Below are 16196 nucleotides of genomic sequence, written 5' to 3'. Positions count from 1 at the left end.
TTATATCTCGGAATTCGGATTGGGGCGCTTCCAGCGCAGGGCATATGAAGATCAACTTGCTGGTGCAGTTTCTTGCACTGATCGACGAGTTGCGCGGTCGTGACGAGACGACAGCCGAATTCGAGCGTCTGCTGGCGCTGTACGGTTTCGACTACTACTGGCTCAATCAGGCGCCGAAGCCGGTAGAAACCCTTTCCGGTCTCATTCTTGCCGGGCGCTGGCCGCAGGACTGGCTGGAAACCTACCTTCAGAAACGCTACATGCAGGTCGATCCGACCGTGCGCTATCTCGGCCATGCGCAGACCGGCTTCCGCTGGCGCGATACGCTGAGCGCCTTCCGCACCAGTCCGCATCGCAAGCGCATGGAACGCATGATGGTGGATGCGCGGCAGAACGGGCTGGAGGATGGCTATATCTTTCCCGTGCACGGCCGGCGCGGCCTTGTCGGGAGTCTCAGTTTGGGTGGCAAGCCGGTCGAGCTTGAAAGCGTCGAACTCGGTATTTTCGACAGCATTGCCCGGCGGCTCTACTGGAAGCTGATCCATATCGCCGATCCCGACATGGCGGCGCGGCTTTCGTCGATCGTCGACGTCGAATTGACGCGCCGCGAAATGGAGGCGCTGAGCCTGCTGGCGGAAGGCATGACATCGCCTGACATCGGCCGGGTACTCGGCATCTCCAGCCATACGGTCGACTGGTACATGAACGGCATCCAGGAAAAGCTCGGCGCGCGCAATCGCCACCACGCCGTCGCCATCGCCTTCCGGCTCGGGCTCGTCTCATAGAGGCCAGTTTTTCGCCTCTGGACAGCAACTGCTTGTTTTAAAACAATCTATGGCGGAAAATCGTCGTGGATTGGCCATTCGATTGTTTCCAGCGACGCAAATCTTCTGTTCCGTGACGACTCCAAAATTGCACTTTGGAAATTAGCCGCTAATAATTCTCTTCGCGGGTGCAGCATTTCCCGTTTTTCCAAGTCTTGAGGAGTTCGACTTGCCCATTTCCAAGATCCTTGTCGCCAACCGATCCGAAATTGCCATCCGTGTGTTCCGCGCGGCCAATGAACTCGGTCTGAAAACAGTTGCGATATGGGCGGAAGAGGACAAACTGGCGCTGCACCGGTTCAAGGCGGACGAGAGCTACCAGATCGGCCGCGGCCCGCATCTGGCGCGCGATCTCGGCCCGATCGAGAGCTATCTGTCGATCGAGGAGGTCATCCGCGTCGCCAGGCTTTCCGGCGCCGATGCCATCCATCCTGGTTACGGCCTGCTCTCGGAAAGCCCGGAATTCGTCGATGCCTGCGATGCCGCCGGCATCACCTTCATCGGTCCGCGCCCGGCCACCATGCGCCAGCTCGGCAACAAGGTTGCCGCGCGCAACCTCGCCATTTCCGTCGGCGTGCCGGTCGTGCCGGCCACTGACCCGCTGCCGGATGATGAAGCCGAAATCCACCGTCTCGCTGCCGAGATCGGCTATCCCGTCATGCTCAAGGCCTCCTGGGGCGGCGGCGGGCGCGGCATGCGCGCCATCCGCGACCCGAAGGACCTGATCCGCGAGGTGACGGAAGCCAAGCGCGAGGCCAAGGCCGCCTTCGGCAAGGACGAGGTCTATCTCGAAAAGCTCGTCGAGCGCGCCCGTCACGTCGAAAGCCAGATTCTTGGCGATACCCACGGCAATGTCGTGCATCTCTTCGAGCGTGACTGCTCCATCCAGCGCCGCAACCAGAAGGTCGTCGAGCGCGCACCGGCCCCCTATCTGACGGAAGTGCAGCGCCAGGAACTGGCCAACTATTCGCTCAAGATCGGCCAGGCCACCAACTATATCGGCGCCGGCACGGTCGAGTATCTGATGGATGTCGAGAGCGGCAAGTTCTACTTCATCGAGGTGAACCCGCGCATTCAGGTCGAGCACACCGTCACGGAAGTCGTGACCGGCATCGATATCGTCAAGGCGCAGATCCACATTCTCGACGGTGAGGCGATCGGCACGCCGGAATCGGGCGTTCCTGCACAGGAGAACATCCGTCTCAACGGCCACGCGCTGCAGTGCCGCATCACCACGGAAGACCCGGAGCAGAACTTCATCCCCGACTATGGCCGCATCACCGGCTACCGCTCGGCGGCAGGCTTCGGCATCCGCCTCGACGGCGGCACGGCTTATACGGGCGCCTATATCACCCGCTATTACGATCCACTGCTCGTCAAGGTCACCGCCTCGGGCAGCACGGCGGCGGAAGCCATCACCCGCATGGACCGCGCATTGCGCGAATTCCGTATCCGCGGTGTCGCGACCAACCTCACCTTCCTCGAGGCGATCATCGGCCATGAGGCCTTCCGCGACAACAGCTACACGACCCGCTTCATCGACACGACGCCGGAACTCTTCCAGCAGGTGAAGCGTCAGGACCGTGCGACGAAGCTCCTGACCTACATCGCCGACGTCACCGTCAACGGCCATCCGGAGGCCAAGGGCCGTCCGAAGCCGCCGTCGGATGTCGCCAAGCCCGTCGTGCCCTATATCAACGGCGATATCCCCGACGGCACCAAGCAGAAGCTCGATGAACTCGGCCCGACGAAATTCGGCGAATGGCTGCGCGGTCAAAAGCAGGTTCTGCTGACCGACACGACGATGCGTGACGCGCACCAGTCGCTCTTGGCGACCCGCATGCGCACGAATGACATCGCGCGCGTGGCCGGCACCTATGCCCGCGCGCTGCCGCAGCTCTTCTCGCTCGAGTGCTGGGGCGGTGCGACCTTCGACGTTTCCATGCGCTTCCTGACGGAAGATCCGTGGGAGCGTCTCGCCCGCATCCGCGAGGATGCGCCGAACCTGCTGCTCCAGATGCTGCTGCGCGGCGCCAACGGCGTCGGCTACAAGAATTATCCCGACAATGTCGTGAAGTATTTTGTCCGCCAGGCGGCCAAGGGCGGCATAGATGTCTTCCGCGTCTTCGACTGCCTGAACTGGGTCGACAACATGCGCGTCTCGATGGACGCGATTGCCGAGGAGAACCGCATCTGCGAGGCGACGATCTGCTATACCGGCGATCTCCTGAATTCCGCCCGCCCGAAATACGATCTGAAATACTACACCAATCTTGCCGGCGAGCTGGAAAAGGCCGGCGCGCACATGATCGCGCTGAAGGACATGGCGGGCCTGCTGAAGCCCGCCGCCGCCCGCGTGCTGTTCAAGGCGCTGCGCGAGGCGACCGATCTGCCGATCCACTTCCACACGCATGACACGTCGGGTATCGCGGCCGCGACCGTGCTTGCCGCCGTCGATGCCGGCGTTGATGTGGTGGATGCAGCAATGGACGCGCTGTCGGGCAACACGTCGCAGCCCTGCCTCGGCTCGATCGTCGAGGCGCTGCGCGGTTCGGAGCGCGATCCGGGTCTCGACCCGGAATGGATCCGCCGCATCTCCTTCTACTGGGAGGCCGTGCGCTTCCAGTACGCCGCCTTCGAAAGTGACCTCAAGGGACCGGCTTCAGAAGTCTACCTGCATGAAATGCCGGGCGGCCAGTTCACCAATCTCAAGGAACAGGCCCGTTCACTCGGTCTGGAGACCAAGTGGCACAAGGTCGCCCAGGCCTATGCCGATGCCAACCAGATGTTCGGCGATATCGTCAAGGTGACGCCGTCCTCCAAGGTGGTCGGCGACATGGCGCTGATGATGGTGAGCCAGGATCTCACCGTCGCCGATGTCGAAAATCCGGCGCGCGACATCGCCTTCCCGGATTCGGTCGTCTCCATGCTCAAGGGCGATCTCGGTCAGCCTCCGGGCGGCTGGCCGGCCGCCCTCCAGAAGAAGGTGCTGAAGGGCGAGGAAGCCTACACCGCCGTTCCCGGCTCGCTTCTGCCGCCGGCCGATCTCGACGCCGAGCGCAAGGCGATCGAGGACAAGCTGGAGCGTCCGGTCGACGACTTCGAGTTTGCCTCCTACCTGATGTATCCGAAGGTCTTCACCGACTATGCGCTGGCCGTCGATACCTACGGTCCCGTCAGCGTTCTGCCGACGCCGGCCTATTTCTACGGTCTGGCGGCGGGCGAAGAGCTGCAGCCGGAAATCGAGAAGGGCAAGTCGCTCGTCATCCTGCACCAGGCGACCAGCGAGCCGGATGCCCAGGGCATGGTCAAGGTGTTCTTCGAGCTGAACGGCCAGCCGCGCCTCATCAAGGTGCCGGATCGCAACCGCGCCGCAACCTCGGCCGTCCGCCGCAAGGCCGACAACGGCAATGCCGCCCATCTCGGTGCGCCGATGCCGGGCGTCATCTCGACGGTCTCGGTTTCTGCCGGACAGGCGGTCAAGGCCGGCGACGTGCTGCTCTCCATCGAGGCGATGAAGATGGAAACGGCGCTGCACGCCGAAAAGGACGGCATGATCTCGGAAGTGCTGGTGCGCGCCGGCGACCAGATCGACGCCAAGGACCTGCTGATCGTTTACGGCGCGTGAGCGTCGCAAATATCGAAGCCTGACTGAAGGGGATGGGGATTAACCTCATCCCCTTTTTCGCCTTGCTTTCCGGCAAGGGCGGACGCAAAACGCGCCGGAATTGTTCAACAAATGTTGGCTTCCATGAGCTTCGTCATCCGCACTGCCGACCTTGGCGACATCGCCGCCTTTACCGAAATCTATCGTGAGTCCGTCCTCAACGGGGTCGCGAGCTACGAGATCGATCCGCCCTCGCTCGACGAGATGGAGACGCGCTTCACAACGATCACCGGTAAGGGTTATCCCTATATCGTCGCCGTCGAGCAGACCGGCCTCATCCTTGGCTACGCCTATGCGTCCGCCTTCCGCACGCGGCCGGCCTATCGCTGGCTCGTCGAGGATTCGGTCTATCTGGCGCCGGAAGCGCGCGGCAAGGGCGTCGGCAAGGCACTGCTCGCCGAGCTCATCCGCCGCGCGACCGACCTCGGCTTCCGCCAGATGGTGGCGGTCATCGGCGGCGCGCATCCGGCCTCGATCGCCGTCCACACCGCCGCCGGCTTCGAACACTCCGGCCGCATGACCGCGACGGGTTTCAAGCACGGGCGCTGGCTGGATACGGTGTTCATGCAGCGCGCGCTGGGCGACGGCGCCGAAAACGAACCGTCGGCAACGGATTATCCGGGCACGATGGCCTGATCACGTCTCGACGAGGCGCAAGACCTTGTCAAAGACCTTCAGCACTTGCTTCAGCTCGTGGCCGCGCTTTAAAATCGTGCCGTGCTGGTTGATGACGCTGTAGGCACCCTGCTTGGCGGCGAGCTTGGGGTCTTTCTCGATGCGGTAGAGCGGCATTTCGCCGGAACGCTTGAAGACGGAGAACACCGCCTTGTCGCGCATATGGTCGATGGCGTAGTCGCGCCATTCGCCCTCGCCGACCATGCGGCCATAGACCCAGAGAATCGCATCAAGTTCGCGTCGATGGAAGGTTATGGGCAGCGGGTTCTTGCTGCTCCGGTAGTCCCTGAGGTCGATCACGACATCGGGCGCCTGCAAATCCGGCTGATCAGTCATCGAATCTCCGCACCTTTTCTGTGACGGCACGGTGACAGTGTGCCTGACCGGAGATGAAATGCAAGGCTGAGGGGAAAGACAGGGGAGCGGATTTGCGATTTCGCAAAAATCCGTCCTGCCGCATTTCAGACAAACAGACGCCCAAATTTAAAGAGAGAGTCCGCCCGTCGCCGCCTGTCCCGGCCATCCGCCTCACGCGGAACTCTGGCCGAACCGGCGAGCGTCTGTCGAGGTTGCCCTGTATTCCGTTGCCGGCAGCTTCGTCCCGGTCCGGTCCGTCTCCTTCGAACCCTCAAGCCCCAGCCCCTCGAAGAAGCCGGACCGGATCTCCCCCAAACGGGGGGAGGGGAGGTTACCGGGTCGCCTTTTCCCCGGTCAGCACCGTCGCGCCCAGAATGGCGCCGGGCGTATCGGCCGTCTTCATGCGTTGCAGCAGGATGGCGCAGCCGCCGGCTTTCTTTTTCTTCTTCAGCATATCGGCAGGAAGCACGAGGTTCGTCTCCTTGCCCTCCCACATGCCGATCGTCTCCATATCGGTGACGGCATGCCAGTAGTTGATCGTCTTGCCGAGATTCTCACCCTTGTCGATGTTAATGGTGCGTTCGCGCTCGAAATAGGCGATGACGATATTGGCTTTGCCTTCGCCGGGGCCGACACGGATGCGCAGCTCGTCGTTCTTCACCTCGACGTCAACAGGCACGCTCAGCCCCTTGCCTTCGTTCGGCATGGCGCCGAGGCGGGAGCGGATGCCGCTGATATCGGCGCCGTTGATGTGCTCGCGGCCGTTCAGCACGGCCTGGGGCGTATAGACACCGTTGCGGCCGAACATGCGCGCATAGGCATATTGCCGGTCGGTATTGTCCTTGGAGGCGAGCGTATCGGCCCAGCCGAGATAGTTCCAGTAGTCGACGTGATAGGAGAGCGCCACGACCTTGCCTTCGCGGGCCAGCGTTTCCAGCGCCTTGTCGGCCGGCGGGCAGGAGGAGCAGCCCTGGCTGGTGAAGAGCTCGACGACGCCCTTGGGCTTGAGGCCTTCCTCAGCGGCGGCGGTGCTGGCCCCGAGCGCAAGCAGGATCGCCAGACATTCCGGTCTATACAGTCTCGGCATGATCATTTCCAATGAAGCGTCGGCAAAGGCCAGCCTTTTGAAGCCGTCATACGCGCTTGCCGCTTCAACAGGAAGTCACGATGGAGTGAGATTTTTTCCTTCAGGAATGGAAAATGCCGGGGTTTGGGGCCCCGGCATTTCTTGTTTCGCGCTGAAAAGAATCAGGCGGCGAGGTCGCGAAGAACGGTCTGCAGGATGCCGCCGTTGTTCATGTAGGTGACCTCGTCGAGCGTATCGATGCGGCAAAGCAGCGGAACATCCTTCACCGTGCCGTCGGAGTAGGTGATCTTGGCGATCTTCCTCTCGCGCGGCTTGATGTCGCCTTCCAGGCCCTCGATCGTAACAATCTCGTCGCCCTTGAGGTCGAGCGAAGCCCAGGTCGTGCCGTCCTCGAAGACGAAAGGCACGATGCCCATGCCGACGAGGTTGGAGCGGTGGATGCGCTCGAAGGACTGCGCGATCACGGCCTTGACGCCGAGCAGGTTGGTGCCCTTGGCCGCCCAGTCGCGCGACGAGCCGTTGCCGTATTCGACGCCGGCGAAGATGACGAGCGGAACGCCCTCGGCCTTGTACTTCATGGCCGCATCATAGATCGAAAGCTCTTCCTTCGTCGGGTAATGGATGGTGTAGCCACCTTCCTTGCCGTTCGGGCCGAGCATGTGGTTGCGGATGCGGATATTGGCGAAGGTGCCGCGCATCATGACTTCATGGTTGCCACGGCGCGTGCCGTACTGGTTGAAGTCCGCCACCGCAACGCCGTTGTCGGTGAGGTAGGCACCGGCCGGCGACGCGGCCTTGATCGAACCAGCCGGCGAAATGTGGTCGGTGGTGATCTTGTCACCGAAGAGACCGAGGACACGGGCGCCTTCGATGTTCTTGAGGCCGGAGCCCGTCTTGCCCATGCCGACGAAGTAGGGCGGGTTCTGCACATAGGTCGACTTGTCGTCCCAGGCATAGGTCTGGCCTTCCGGAACCTGCACGGCCTGCCAGTTCTCGTCGCCCTTGAACACGTCGGCATACTTCGTGGCATAGAGCTCACGGGTGACGTATTTCATGATGAACTCCTGGATCTCCTTGGAGGAGGGCCAGATGTCCTTGAGGTAGACGGGGTTGCCGTTCTGGTCTTCGCCGATCGGCTCCTTGGTCAGGTCCTTCTGGACCGAGCCTGCGAGCGCATAGGCGACGACGAGCGGCGGCGAGGCGAGGTAGTTCGCCTGCACGTCCGGCGAGATGCGACCTTCGAAGTTGCGGTTGCCGGAAAGAACCCCGGCGGCAATCAGACCCTTATCGTTGATCGTCTTGGAGATCGGCGCCGGCAGCGGGCCGGAATTGCCGATGCAGGTCGTGCAGCCGAAGCCGACGAGGTTGAAGCCGAGCTTGTCGAGATCGGCCTGGAGGCCGGACTTTGCGAGGTATTCGCCGACGACTTGGGAACCAGGTGCCAGCGACGTCTTGACCCACGGCTTCGTCTTCAGGCCCCTGGCGACCGCATTGCGGGCAAGAAGGCCGGCGGCGATGAGGACCGACGGGTTGGACGTGTTGGTGCAGGAGGTGATGGCGGCGATGGCGACGTCGCCGTGGCCGATATCGTAGTCCGTGCCTTCGACCGCGTAGCGGTTCGAAAGCTGGCCGGGCTTTTTGTAGTCGTTCTCAAGGGCCGTCGCGAAGTTCGGCGCGATGGTTTCCAGCGGAATGCGGCCTTCCGGACGCTTCGGGCCGGCCATGGCGGGAACGACGTCGCCGAGGTCGAGTTCCAGCGTGTCGGTGAAGACGAGGTCGGAGCCGTCGTTGTCACGCCACATACCCTGAGCCTTCGAATAGGCTTCGACCAGCGCGATGCGCTGTTCTTCGCGGCCGGACATGGTGAGGTAGTTTACGGTTTCGCCATCGACCGGGAAGAAGCCGCAGGTCGCGCCGTATTCCGGGCCCATATTGCCGATCGTCGCGCGGTCGGCGAGCGTCATGTTGTCGAGGCCGGGGCCGAAGAATTCGACGAACTTCGAGACCACGCCCTTCTTGCGCAGCATCTGCACGACCATCAGCACGAGGTCGGTCGCGGTCACGCCTTCCTTGAGCTTGCCGGTCAGCTTGAAGCCGATGACTTCAGGCAGAAGCATGGAGACCGGCTGGCCGAGCATGGCCGCTTCTGCCTCGATACCACCCACGCCCCAGCCGAGAACGCCGAGGCCGTTGATCATGGTCGTGTGGCTGTCCGTGCCGACACAGGTATCCGGGTAGGCGATGATCTCGCCGTCTTCTTCCTTGGTCCATACCGTCTGGCCCAGATACTCCAGATTGACCTGATGACAGATGCCGGTGCCGGGCGGCACGACGCGGAAGTTCTGGAACGCCTGCTGGCCCCACTTCAGGAAGCGGTAGCGCTCGCCGTTGCGCTGGTATTCCAGCTCTACGTTGCGGGCAAAGGCGGTCGGCGTGCCAAATTCGTCGACGATCACGGAATGGTCGATGACGAGGTCGACGGGAACGAGCGGGTTGATCTTTTCCGGATCACCGCCGAGCGACACCATCGCGTCACGCATGGCCGCGAGGTCAACGACGGCGGGAACGCCGGTGAAGTCCTGCATCAGCACGCGCGCCGGGCGATAGGCGATCTCGTTTTCGACCGTGCCCTTGTTGGTCAGCCAGTCGACGACCGAGAGGATCTGCTCCTTGGTGACCGAGCGGCCGTCCTCGAAGCGCAGCAGGTTCTCAAGAAGCACCTTCATCGAGTAGGGCAGCTTCGAGACGCCGGCCAGGCCGTTCGCTTCGGCCTTGGGCAGGCTGTAATACACATAGTCGGTGCCATTGACCGTAAGGGTCGACCGACAATTGAAACTGTCTAGGGATTTGGACACTTTATACCCCGTCTCGTCTGGCGCCAGAAATCTGACGTACGAACGTCCCTGCGCCCGTGAAGCGCGTTATGGGATGCGGGTGCGGCCATTTCCGCTGTCCGTACGCGGAAATCATTCCGGTTCGGCGCTTGGATGAAATTCACGCCGACCGCTGGCGTGTTGAAGGGTATATAGATAATTTCCGGGAAACGTTCCAGAGCGCCTGACGGTAAATTCGGGACAATTTTTTGCAGTGCGACCAAGGTCGTAAAGGGAAAGTGAAACACCATGCGGCTCGTCGCCGAAGGGTTGAGCGCCAGGCGCGGCGAAGACCTGATTTTCCAAGATGTTTCCTTTGAAATCGCAGGCGGCGAAGCCCTGGTGGTCAAGGGTGCCAACGGCTCGGGCAAGTCCACCCTGCTGCGCGTACTGGCCGGTCTCCTGCCGGCGGAAAAAGGCACGGCAAAACTCCTTGCTGCAGCGCAACCGGTGGAACGCCTGAGCGAGGCCGCACACTATCTCGGCCACCGCAATGCGATGAAGCGCGAACTGACCGTCGACGAAAACCTGTCCTTCTGGAAAGCTTTTTTCGGTGATTTCGCCGGCGGCACCGGCGTGTCCGCGGATGAGGCTGCCGAATCGGTCGGCCTGGGCGGCATCGTGCATCTGCCCTTCGGCTATCTCTCCGCCGGCCAGCAGCGCCGCATGGCCATGGCCAAGCTCCTCGTCGCCTGGCGCCCGGTCTGGATCCTCGACGAGCCGACTGCGGCCCTCGATGCCGCCGCCGAAGCCATGTTCGCCGGCCTCGTCACCGCCCATCTCGCGCACGGCGGCATCGCAATTGCCGCGACGCATCAGCCTTTGGGGCTGGAGGGCGTGAAAGAACTCAGGATGAAGGGCTTCGAATACAGCTCTCTGGAGACCTGGGCGTGATCGCAATGCTCCTTCGCGACCTCAAACTCTCTGTCCGCGCCGGCGGTGGCGCCCTCATCGGCGTCCTGTTCTTCATGACCGTCGTCGCCGTCATTCCCTTCGGCGTCGGGCCGGATCTCAATCTTCTCGCGCGCATCGGCCCGGCGATCCTGTGGATCGGTGCGCTTCTCGCCTCGCTGCTCGGCCTCGACCGGCTGTTCCAGGCGGAGCGCGAGGATGGTTCGCTCGATCTCATCCTGATGCAGGAAACGCCGCTGGTGCTGACGGTCTTCGTCAAATGCGTCGCGCACTGGATCGCGACCGGTCTGCCTCTGGTCATCGCCTCGCCGCTGCTCGGTCTCTTCATGAACATGGATGAGGTGGCGATCGGTGCGACGACATTGACGCTTCTGGCCGGCACGCCCGCCATCACCTTCATCGGCGCGGCCGGAGCAGGCATTGCCGTGGCGCTGCCGCGTGGCGGGCTGCTCGTCTCCATCCTCGTTCTGCCGCTCGCCATTCCCGTGCTGATCTTCGGCGTCAGCGCCGTCTATGCCGCGATCCAGGAGCCGGCGCCCTTCCTGCCGCCGTTTCTCATCCTCGTGGCGCTCAACCTGTTCTTCGCCGTCATCGGCCCAGTCGCCGCTGCTGCGGCACTTCGCCTTTCCAGCGACTGACACAAATGTGATTGCGGCAGATCAATTGAAGCCGGCTGGCTTCCGCGTTAAAGAACCATCATGAGCGAACCGAGCCTTGCCATCCGCAAATTCAGCGACCTCGCCAACCCGACGCGGTTTCTGGGGCTGGTCGCCACCGTCTGGCCGTGGCTTGCCGGACTGACACTCTGTCTGTTCGCGGTCGGGCTCTATCTTTCCTTCACGACAACAGGCGATTACCAGCAGGGCGAGACGGTGCGCATCATGTATGTGCATGTGCCGGCCGCCTGGCTTTCGATGATGTGCTACACGGTCATGGCGCTCTCGGCACTCGGCACGCTCGTCTGGCGCCATCCGCTCGCCGATGTCTCGGCCAAGGCCGCGGCCCCGATCGGCGCCGGCTTCACCCTCGTCGCGCTCATCACCGGTTCGCTGTGGGGCAAGCCGATGTGGGGTACCTGGTGGGTGTGGGATGCGCGGCTGACGTCGGTCTTCGTACTGTTCCTGATGTATCTCGGCCTGATCGCGCTCAACCGCGCTATGGACGACCCGACGCGCGCCGCCAAGGTCAGCGCCGTCCTCATCCTCGTCGGCTTCGTCAACATCCCCATCATCAAGTTTTCCGTCGAATGGTGGAACACGCTGCACCAGCCGGCCAGCGTCGTGCGCATGGATGGCCCGACCATCGATTCGGAATTCCTGTGGCCGCTTCTGGTCATGGCGATCGCCTTCTCCATGCTGTTCTTCACGCTGCATATCCTGGCGATGCGCAACGAAATCCTGCGCCGCCGCATCGCCGTGCTGCGCCGTCATGCCGCCCGCTCGGCGGGAGGTGCCGCATGAGCCACGCCTTCTACGTCACGGCCTCCTATATCGCCGCCTTTGCCATCACCTTCGGCCTTATCGGCTGGGTCTTCATCGACCATCGCGGCCGCCATCGCGAGCTGGAGCGTCTGGAAGCCGCCGGCATCCGCCGCCGTTCGGCGCGCGCAGAGGAAGCCCGATGAGCGAGACGGAAGGCAATGCCGAAGGCGCCGGCACGCGCACGCGCCTCATTCTCGCCGCGCTGCCGCTGGCGATCTTTCTGGGTCTGGCGCTGATCTTCTGGACGCAGCTCAATTCCGGCCGCAATATTTCGGAAATCCCCTCCGCGCTGATCGGCACCAAGGCACCTTTCCGCGATCTCGATCCGCTCGTTGGAGCCACAAGGGATGGCGTGCCCGTTCCGGCGCTGACCAGCGACACCGGCAAGGGCAAGCTGACGCTCGTCAATTTCTGGGCTTCCTGGTGCGTGCCCTGCCGGCAGGAGCATCCTGTTATCCTCGAGCTCTCCAAGGATCCGCGTCTCACCGTCGTCGGCGTGAACTACAAGGACGGCAACGAAAACGCGCTGCGCTTCCTCGGTGAGCTCGGCAACCCCTTCTCTGCCATCGGTCTCGATCCCGTGGGAAAAATGGCGATCGACTGGGGTGTCTACGGTATCCCGGAAAGCTATCTCGTCGGCCCCGACGGCACGATCCTCTACAAGCGCGTCGGCCCGTTCGACGACAAGAGCCTCAAGGACGGGCTTTATCCGGCCATCGAAAAGGCTCTGGGCATGCCGGCGCAGGCCGGCTGAGTCTTCCTCTTTATTTTCGGTGATGTGATTCGCTCGATGCGATGAAGGGCGCTTGCGCTCTTCGAGTAATGCATCGATCGGCAAACAAGCATGATTTTCCGCATTCATTGACGTTGTTGCCGGGTTGTGCGCATTATGGCGCAATCGTGCATGATTTGGTGGTGGCGGTGTCGATACAGGATCTTCTTCTCGGCGAACGACAGGCGCTCATCCGCACGCGGCTTGACCTTTCGGGGCGGGTGATCGCGGCGGAGCTGGCGCAGGAACTGGGCGTGTCGGAAGACACGATCCGGCGGGACCTGCGCGAGATGGCCTCGGCCGGTCTCTGCCGCCGGGTCTATGGCGGCGCCCTACGCATCTCGCAGTCGCAGGTCTCGATGACCGAGCGCATCGCGATCGGCGGCGAGCGCAAGGCGGCGCTGGCGATGGCGGCTGCGGAACGCATTCCGACCGGCTCCAATGTGTTTCTCGATGCCGGTAGCACCAATCTCGCCCTCGCCCGTGCGCTGCCCATCGGCGCCGACCTGACAGTGGTGACAAATGCGCCGGCCATCGCTGCGGCCGTGCTTGAGCGCGATATCAGGACGATCCAGCTCGGCGGGGTGATCGATCCGTCCGTCGGCGGTGCGGTCGGTGCCAAGGCGCTGCGTGATGCGGAGGCCTTCCGCCCCGATATCCTGGTGCTCGGCGTCTGCGGCATCGACGCGGAAGCAGGCGTTACCGCGTACTCCTTCGAAGACGCCGAGTTCAAGCGCTTCCTTGCCTCGCGCAGCAAGTCCGTGCTCATCGCCGTCACCAACGACAAGCTTTCCACCGCGGCGCCCTATTCCGTCGTGCCGCTCTCCCGCATCACGTGCGCCGTCGTCGAGGCCGATGCGGATGAGGCGGAAGCCGCAGCGCTGGCGAGTGCCGGCATCGAAACCATCCGGGCCAGCTAGCCCTCCCAAGCAATGGACCTCCCATGACAACGCCCGACACCGCCATTTCCGGCAAATCCCTCGCAAAGACCTATTTCCCCTCGACGCGGCTTGCCGTCTCGGGCCTGTTCCTTCTGAACGGCACCTTTGCCGGTGCCTGGGCGCCAAAAATTCCGGAATTCGCCAGCCGGCTCGATCTCTCCGAATCGGGCCTCGGCCTGATGATCATGTGCTTCGGCATTGGCTCGCTGGTGCTGATGCCGATCGCCGGCATCCTGATTGCGCATTTCGGCACGACGCGCACGGTGAAGGGTGCGACGATCCTCTTCCTTTCGACCATGCTGCTGCTCTCTATTGCGCCGAGCATTCCGGTCGGTGCCGTCGCGATCTTCTTCTTCGGCGGTCTGATGGGCGCGATGGACGTCTCGATGAACGGCAATGCCGTCGAGGTCGAAAAGTCGATGCGCCGGGCGATCATGTCGTCCTGCCACGCCTTCTGGAGCCTCGGCGCCTTTATCGGCGCGTCCACCGGCGGTTTCCTCATCGAGGCGATGGGCGTGATGGGCCATGCGCTGCTGCTGACGGGGCTCGGTATCGTCGCGCTCGTCTTTATCTGGCCCTTCGTGTTGCACGATGCGCCGCATCCGAGCGAGGAGCGCCAGAAGGTCCGCCTGCCGATGACCCTGCTGCCCTGGCTGATCGGCATCATGGCGCTGTTTTCCATGGTGCCGGAAGGCGCGATTCTCGATTGGGGTGCGCTCTACATGCGCGATGAGCTCGGTGCGTCGCTGGCGCTTTCCGGCTTCGCCTTCGGCGCCTTCTCGCTCACCATGGCCGTCATGCGCTTTGCCGGCGACCATGTGCGTGATCGTTTTGGCGCCGTGAAGACGCTGCGTTTCTGCACGGTCACGGCGATGGTCGGCATGATCATCGCGGGGCAGGCACCGAATGCCTACATTGCGATGGTCGGTTTCGCACTCTGCGGCGTCGGCATTTCAAACATGGTGCCGATCGCCTTCTCCGCCGCCGGCAACCTGCCGGGCTTCGCGCAGGGCGTTGCGCTGTCGGTCGCCACCGTGATGGGTTATTCCGGCTCGCTCTTTGCGCCGTCGGTCATCGGCTTCATCGCCGAGCACACCGGCTTTGCCATCATCTTCACGCTCCTGCCGGTGCTCTTCATCGTCGTGCTCCTCCTATCGCGCCATGCGATCCATGCGGATGTGCGCGAGCATCATTGAGACTGATGGCGCGCGGCGATCAAATCGTCGCGCGTGCCCGCCCTTCCAGTTGACAAGCCCCATTTCCTGATCCACCTGAGGGCAAAGGCCGCGCGCTTGCGGGCGCGGGCCGCTTTTCGAGCAAGAGGCTCCAAAATGTCCTTTTCCTTCGACTTTGAACCGAAGCCGCGGCGCCAATCCGTCGGTGTCGATGTCGGCGGCGTGCTTGTCGGCGGCGGCGCGCCCGTCGTCGTCCAGTCGATGACCAATACGGATACGGCCGATATCGACGGCACGGTGGCGCAGGTCGCCGCCCTGCATCGCGCCGGCTCCGAGATCGTCCGCATCACCGTCGATCGCGACGAGAGTGCTGCGGCCGTGCCAAAGATCCGCGAGCGCCTGGAGCGTCTGGGCCTCGACGTGCCGCTGGTTGGCGATTTCCACTATATCGGTCACAAGCTGCTTGCCGATCACCCTGCCTGCGCCGAGGCGCTGGCGAAGTATCGCATCAATCCGGGCAATGTCGGCTTCAAGGACAAGAAGGACAAGCAGTTCTCTGCCATCGTCGAGACGGCGATCCGCTACGACAAGCCGGTGCGCATCGGCGTCAACTGGGGCTCGCTCGACCAGGAACTGCTGACCCGGCTTATGGACGAAAACCAGGACAAGGGTTTTCCGCTGACGGCCCAGCAGGTCATGCGCGAGGCGATCTGCCAGTCGGCGCTGCTCTCGGCGGAACTGGCGGAAGAAATCGGCCTGCCGCGCAGCCGCATCATTCTCTCGGCAAAGGTCTCTGCCGTGCAGGACCTCATCGCCGTCTATGCGATGTTGTCATCGCGCTCCGACCATGCGCTGCATCTCGGCCTCACCGAGGCCGGCATGGGCACCAAGGGTGTCGTCGCCTCCTCGGCCTCGCTCGGCATTCTCATGCAGCAGGGCATCGGCGATACGATCCGTATCTCGCTGACGCCGGAGCCCGGCGGTGACCGCACCCGGGAGGTGCAGGTGGCACAGGAACTGCTACAGGTCATGGGCTTCCGCCAGTTCATCCCCGTCGTCGCCGCCTGTCCGGGTTGCGGACGCACGACCTCGACGGTCTTCCAGGAACTGGCGCAGAAGATTCAGGACGACATCCGCAAGAACATGCCGGTCTGGCGGGAAAAATATCCCGGCGTCGAAGGCCTCAAGGTTGCCGTCATGGGCTGCATCGTCAACGGGCCGGGCGAGAGCAAACATGCCGATATCGGCATTTCGCTTCCGGGCACCGGCGAACTGCCGATCGCGCCCGTCTATGTCGACGGCAAGAAGGCGATGACGCTGCGCGGCACCAATATTGCCGGCGAATTCGAGACGCTGGTCAACGATTATATCGAGAAGCGCTACGGGCAGGGCCAGGCCGCCGCCGAGTAAGCTTTCCAGCCGCCGCGCCGGA

The 16196-nt window shown here is 63.0% G+C and carries 14 protein-coding genes; 11 read left to right on the top strand and 3 right to left on the bottom strand.

Features of this window, described 5'->3' with window-relative positions; genetic code table 11:
* Positions 1-44 precede the first annotated feature (44 nt).
* From MUU55_RS23780 to MUU55_RS23770, 3 genes are all read left to right on the top strand, one after another.
* Positions 45-785, top strand: coding sequence for a helix-turn-helix transcriptional regulator (locus MUU55_RS23780; protein ID WP_244763270.1), 741 nt, complete (start codon positions 45-47; stop codon positions 783-785).
* A 208-nt stretch (positions 786-993) separates the two neighbouring features.
* Positions 994-4452 (top strand): pyruvate carboxylase, encoded by a 3459-nt coding sequence (pyc, locus tag MUU55_RS23775; protein ID WP_244763269.1) that lies wholly within the window; start codon positions 994-996, stop codon positions 4450-4452.
* Positions 4453-4575: 123 nt separating this feature from the next.
* A complete protein-coding gene (locus MUU55_RS23770; protein ID WP_244763493.1) occupies positions 4576-5127 on the top strand; it encodes a GNAT family N-acetyltransferase in 552 nt (183 codons plus the stop codon).
* Here the strand turns inward: MUU55_RS23770 and MUU55_RS23765 are convergent, their stop codons facing one another.
* The 3 genes from MUU55_RS23765 to acnA all read right to left on the bottom strand — a co-directional run bounded on the left by MUU55_RS23765 (position 5128) and on the right by acnA (position 9465).
* On the bottom strand, positions 5128-5502 hold the full coding sequence (locus MUU55_RS23765; RefSeq protein ID WP_244763268.1) for a DUF2794 domain-containing protein: 375 nt from the start codon (positions 5500-5502) through the stop codon (positions 5128-5130).
* A gap of 352 nt (positions 5503-5854) precedes the next feature.
* Positions 5855-6613, bottom strand: coding sequence for a DUF1223 domain-containing protein (locus tag MUU55_RS23760; protein ID WP_425314230.1), 759 nt, complete (start codon positions 6611-6613; stop codon positions 5855-5857).
* 158 nt (positions 6614-6771) lie between these two features.
* A complete protein-coding gene (gene acnA / locus MUU55_RS23755; RefSeq protein WP_244763266.1) occupies positions 6772-9465 on the bottom strand; it encodes an aconitate hydratase AcnA in 2694 nt (897 codons plus the stop codon).
* A 267-nt stretch (positions 9466-9732) separates the two neighbouring features.
* On the opposite strand from acnA, the gene ccmA reads away from it, so the two are divergent.
* From ccmA to ispG, 8 genes are all read left to right on the top strand, one after another.
* Complete coding sequence (ccmA, locus tag MUU55_RS23750) at positions 9733-10377, top strand: heme ABC exporter ATP-binding protein CcmA (RefSeq protein WP_244763265.1); 645 nt, start codon at positions 9733-9735, stop codon at positions 10375-10377.
* Positions 10374-11033, top strand: coding sequence for a heme exporter protein CcmB (gene ccmB / locus MUU55_RS23745; protein ID WP_244763264.1), 660 nt, complete (start codon positions 10374-10376; stop codon positions 11031-11033). The genes ccmA and ccmB overlap by 4 nt, the downstream gene beginning before the upstream one ends.
* 60 nt (positions 11034-11093) lie before the next feature.
* Complete coding sequence (locus MUU55_RS23740; RefSeq protein WP_244763263.1) at positions 11094-11855, top strand: heme ABC transporter permease; 762 nt, start codon at positions 11094-11096, stop codon at positions 11853-11855.
* Complete coding sequence (ccmD, locus tag MUU55_RS23735) at positions 11852-12019, top strand: heme exporter protein CcmD (protein WP_244763262.1); 168 nt, start codon at positions 11852-11854, stop codon at positions 12017-12019. Before MUU55_RS23740 ends, ccmD begins: the two co-directional genes overlap by 4 nt.
* Entirely contained in the window at positions 12016-12630 is a 615-nt protein-coding gene (locus MUU55_RS23730; protein WP_244763261.1) for a DsbE family thiol:disulfide interchange protein, read from the top strand. Before ccmD ends, MUU55_RS23730 begins: the two co-directional genes overlap by 4 nt.
* Before the next feature lie 173 nt (positions 12631-12803).
* Positions 12804-13568, top strand: coding sequence for a DeoR/GlpR family DNA-binding transcription regulator (locus MUU55_RS23725; protein WP_244763492.1), 765 nt, complete (start codon positions 12804-12806; stop codon positions 13566-13568).
* A 23-nt stretch (positions 13569-13591) separates the two neighbouring features.
* On the top strand, positions 13592-14785 hold the full coding sequence (locus MUU55_RS23720; RefSeq protein WP_244763260.1) for an MFS transporter: 1194 nt from the start codon (positions 13592-13594) through the stop codon (positions 14783-14785).
* Positions 14786-14920: 135 nt separating this feature from the next.
* Positions 14921-16174 (top strand): flavodoxin-dependent (E)-4-hydroxy-3-methylbut-2-enyl-diphosphate synthase, encoded by a 1254-nt coding sequence (gene ispG, locus MUU55_RS23715; protein ID WP_244763259.1) that lies wholly within the window; start codon positions 14921-14923, stop codon positions 16172-16174.
* Positions 16175-16196: the final 22 nt, after the last annotated feature.

It is taken from the genome of Shinella curvata, from assembly GCF_022899935.1.
Taxonomy (GTDB): domain Bacteria; phylum Pseudomonadota; class Alphaproteobacteria; order Rhizobiales; family Rhizobiaceae; genus Shinella; species Shinella curvata.
This window is presented reverse-complemented; position numbering and strand designations above follow the sequence as displayed.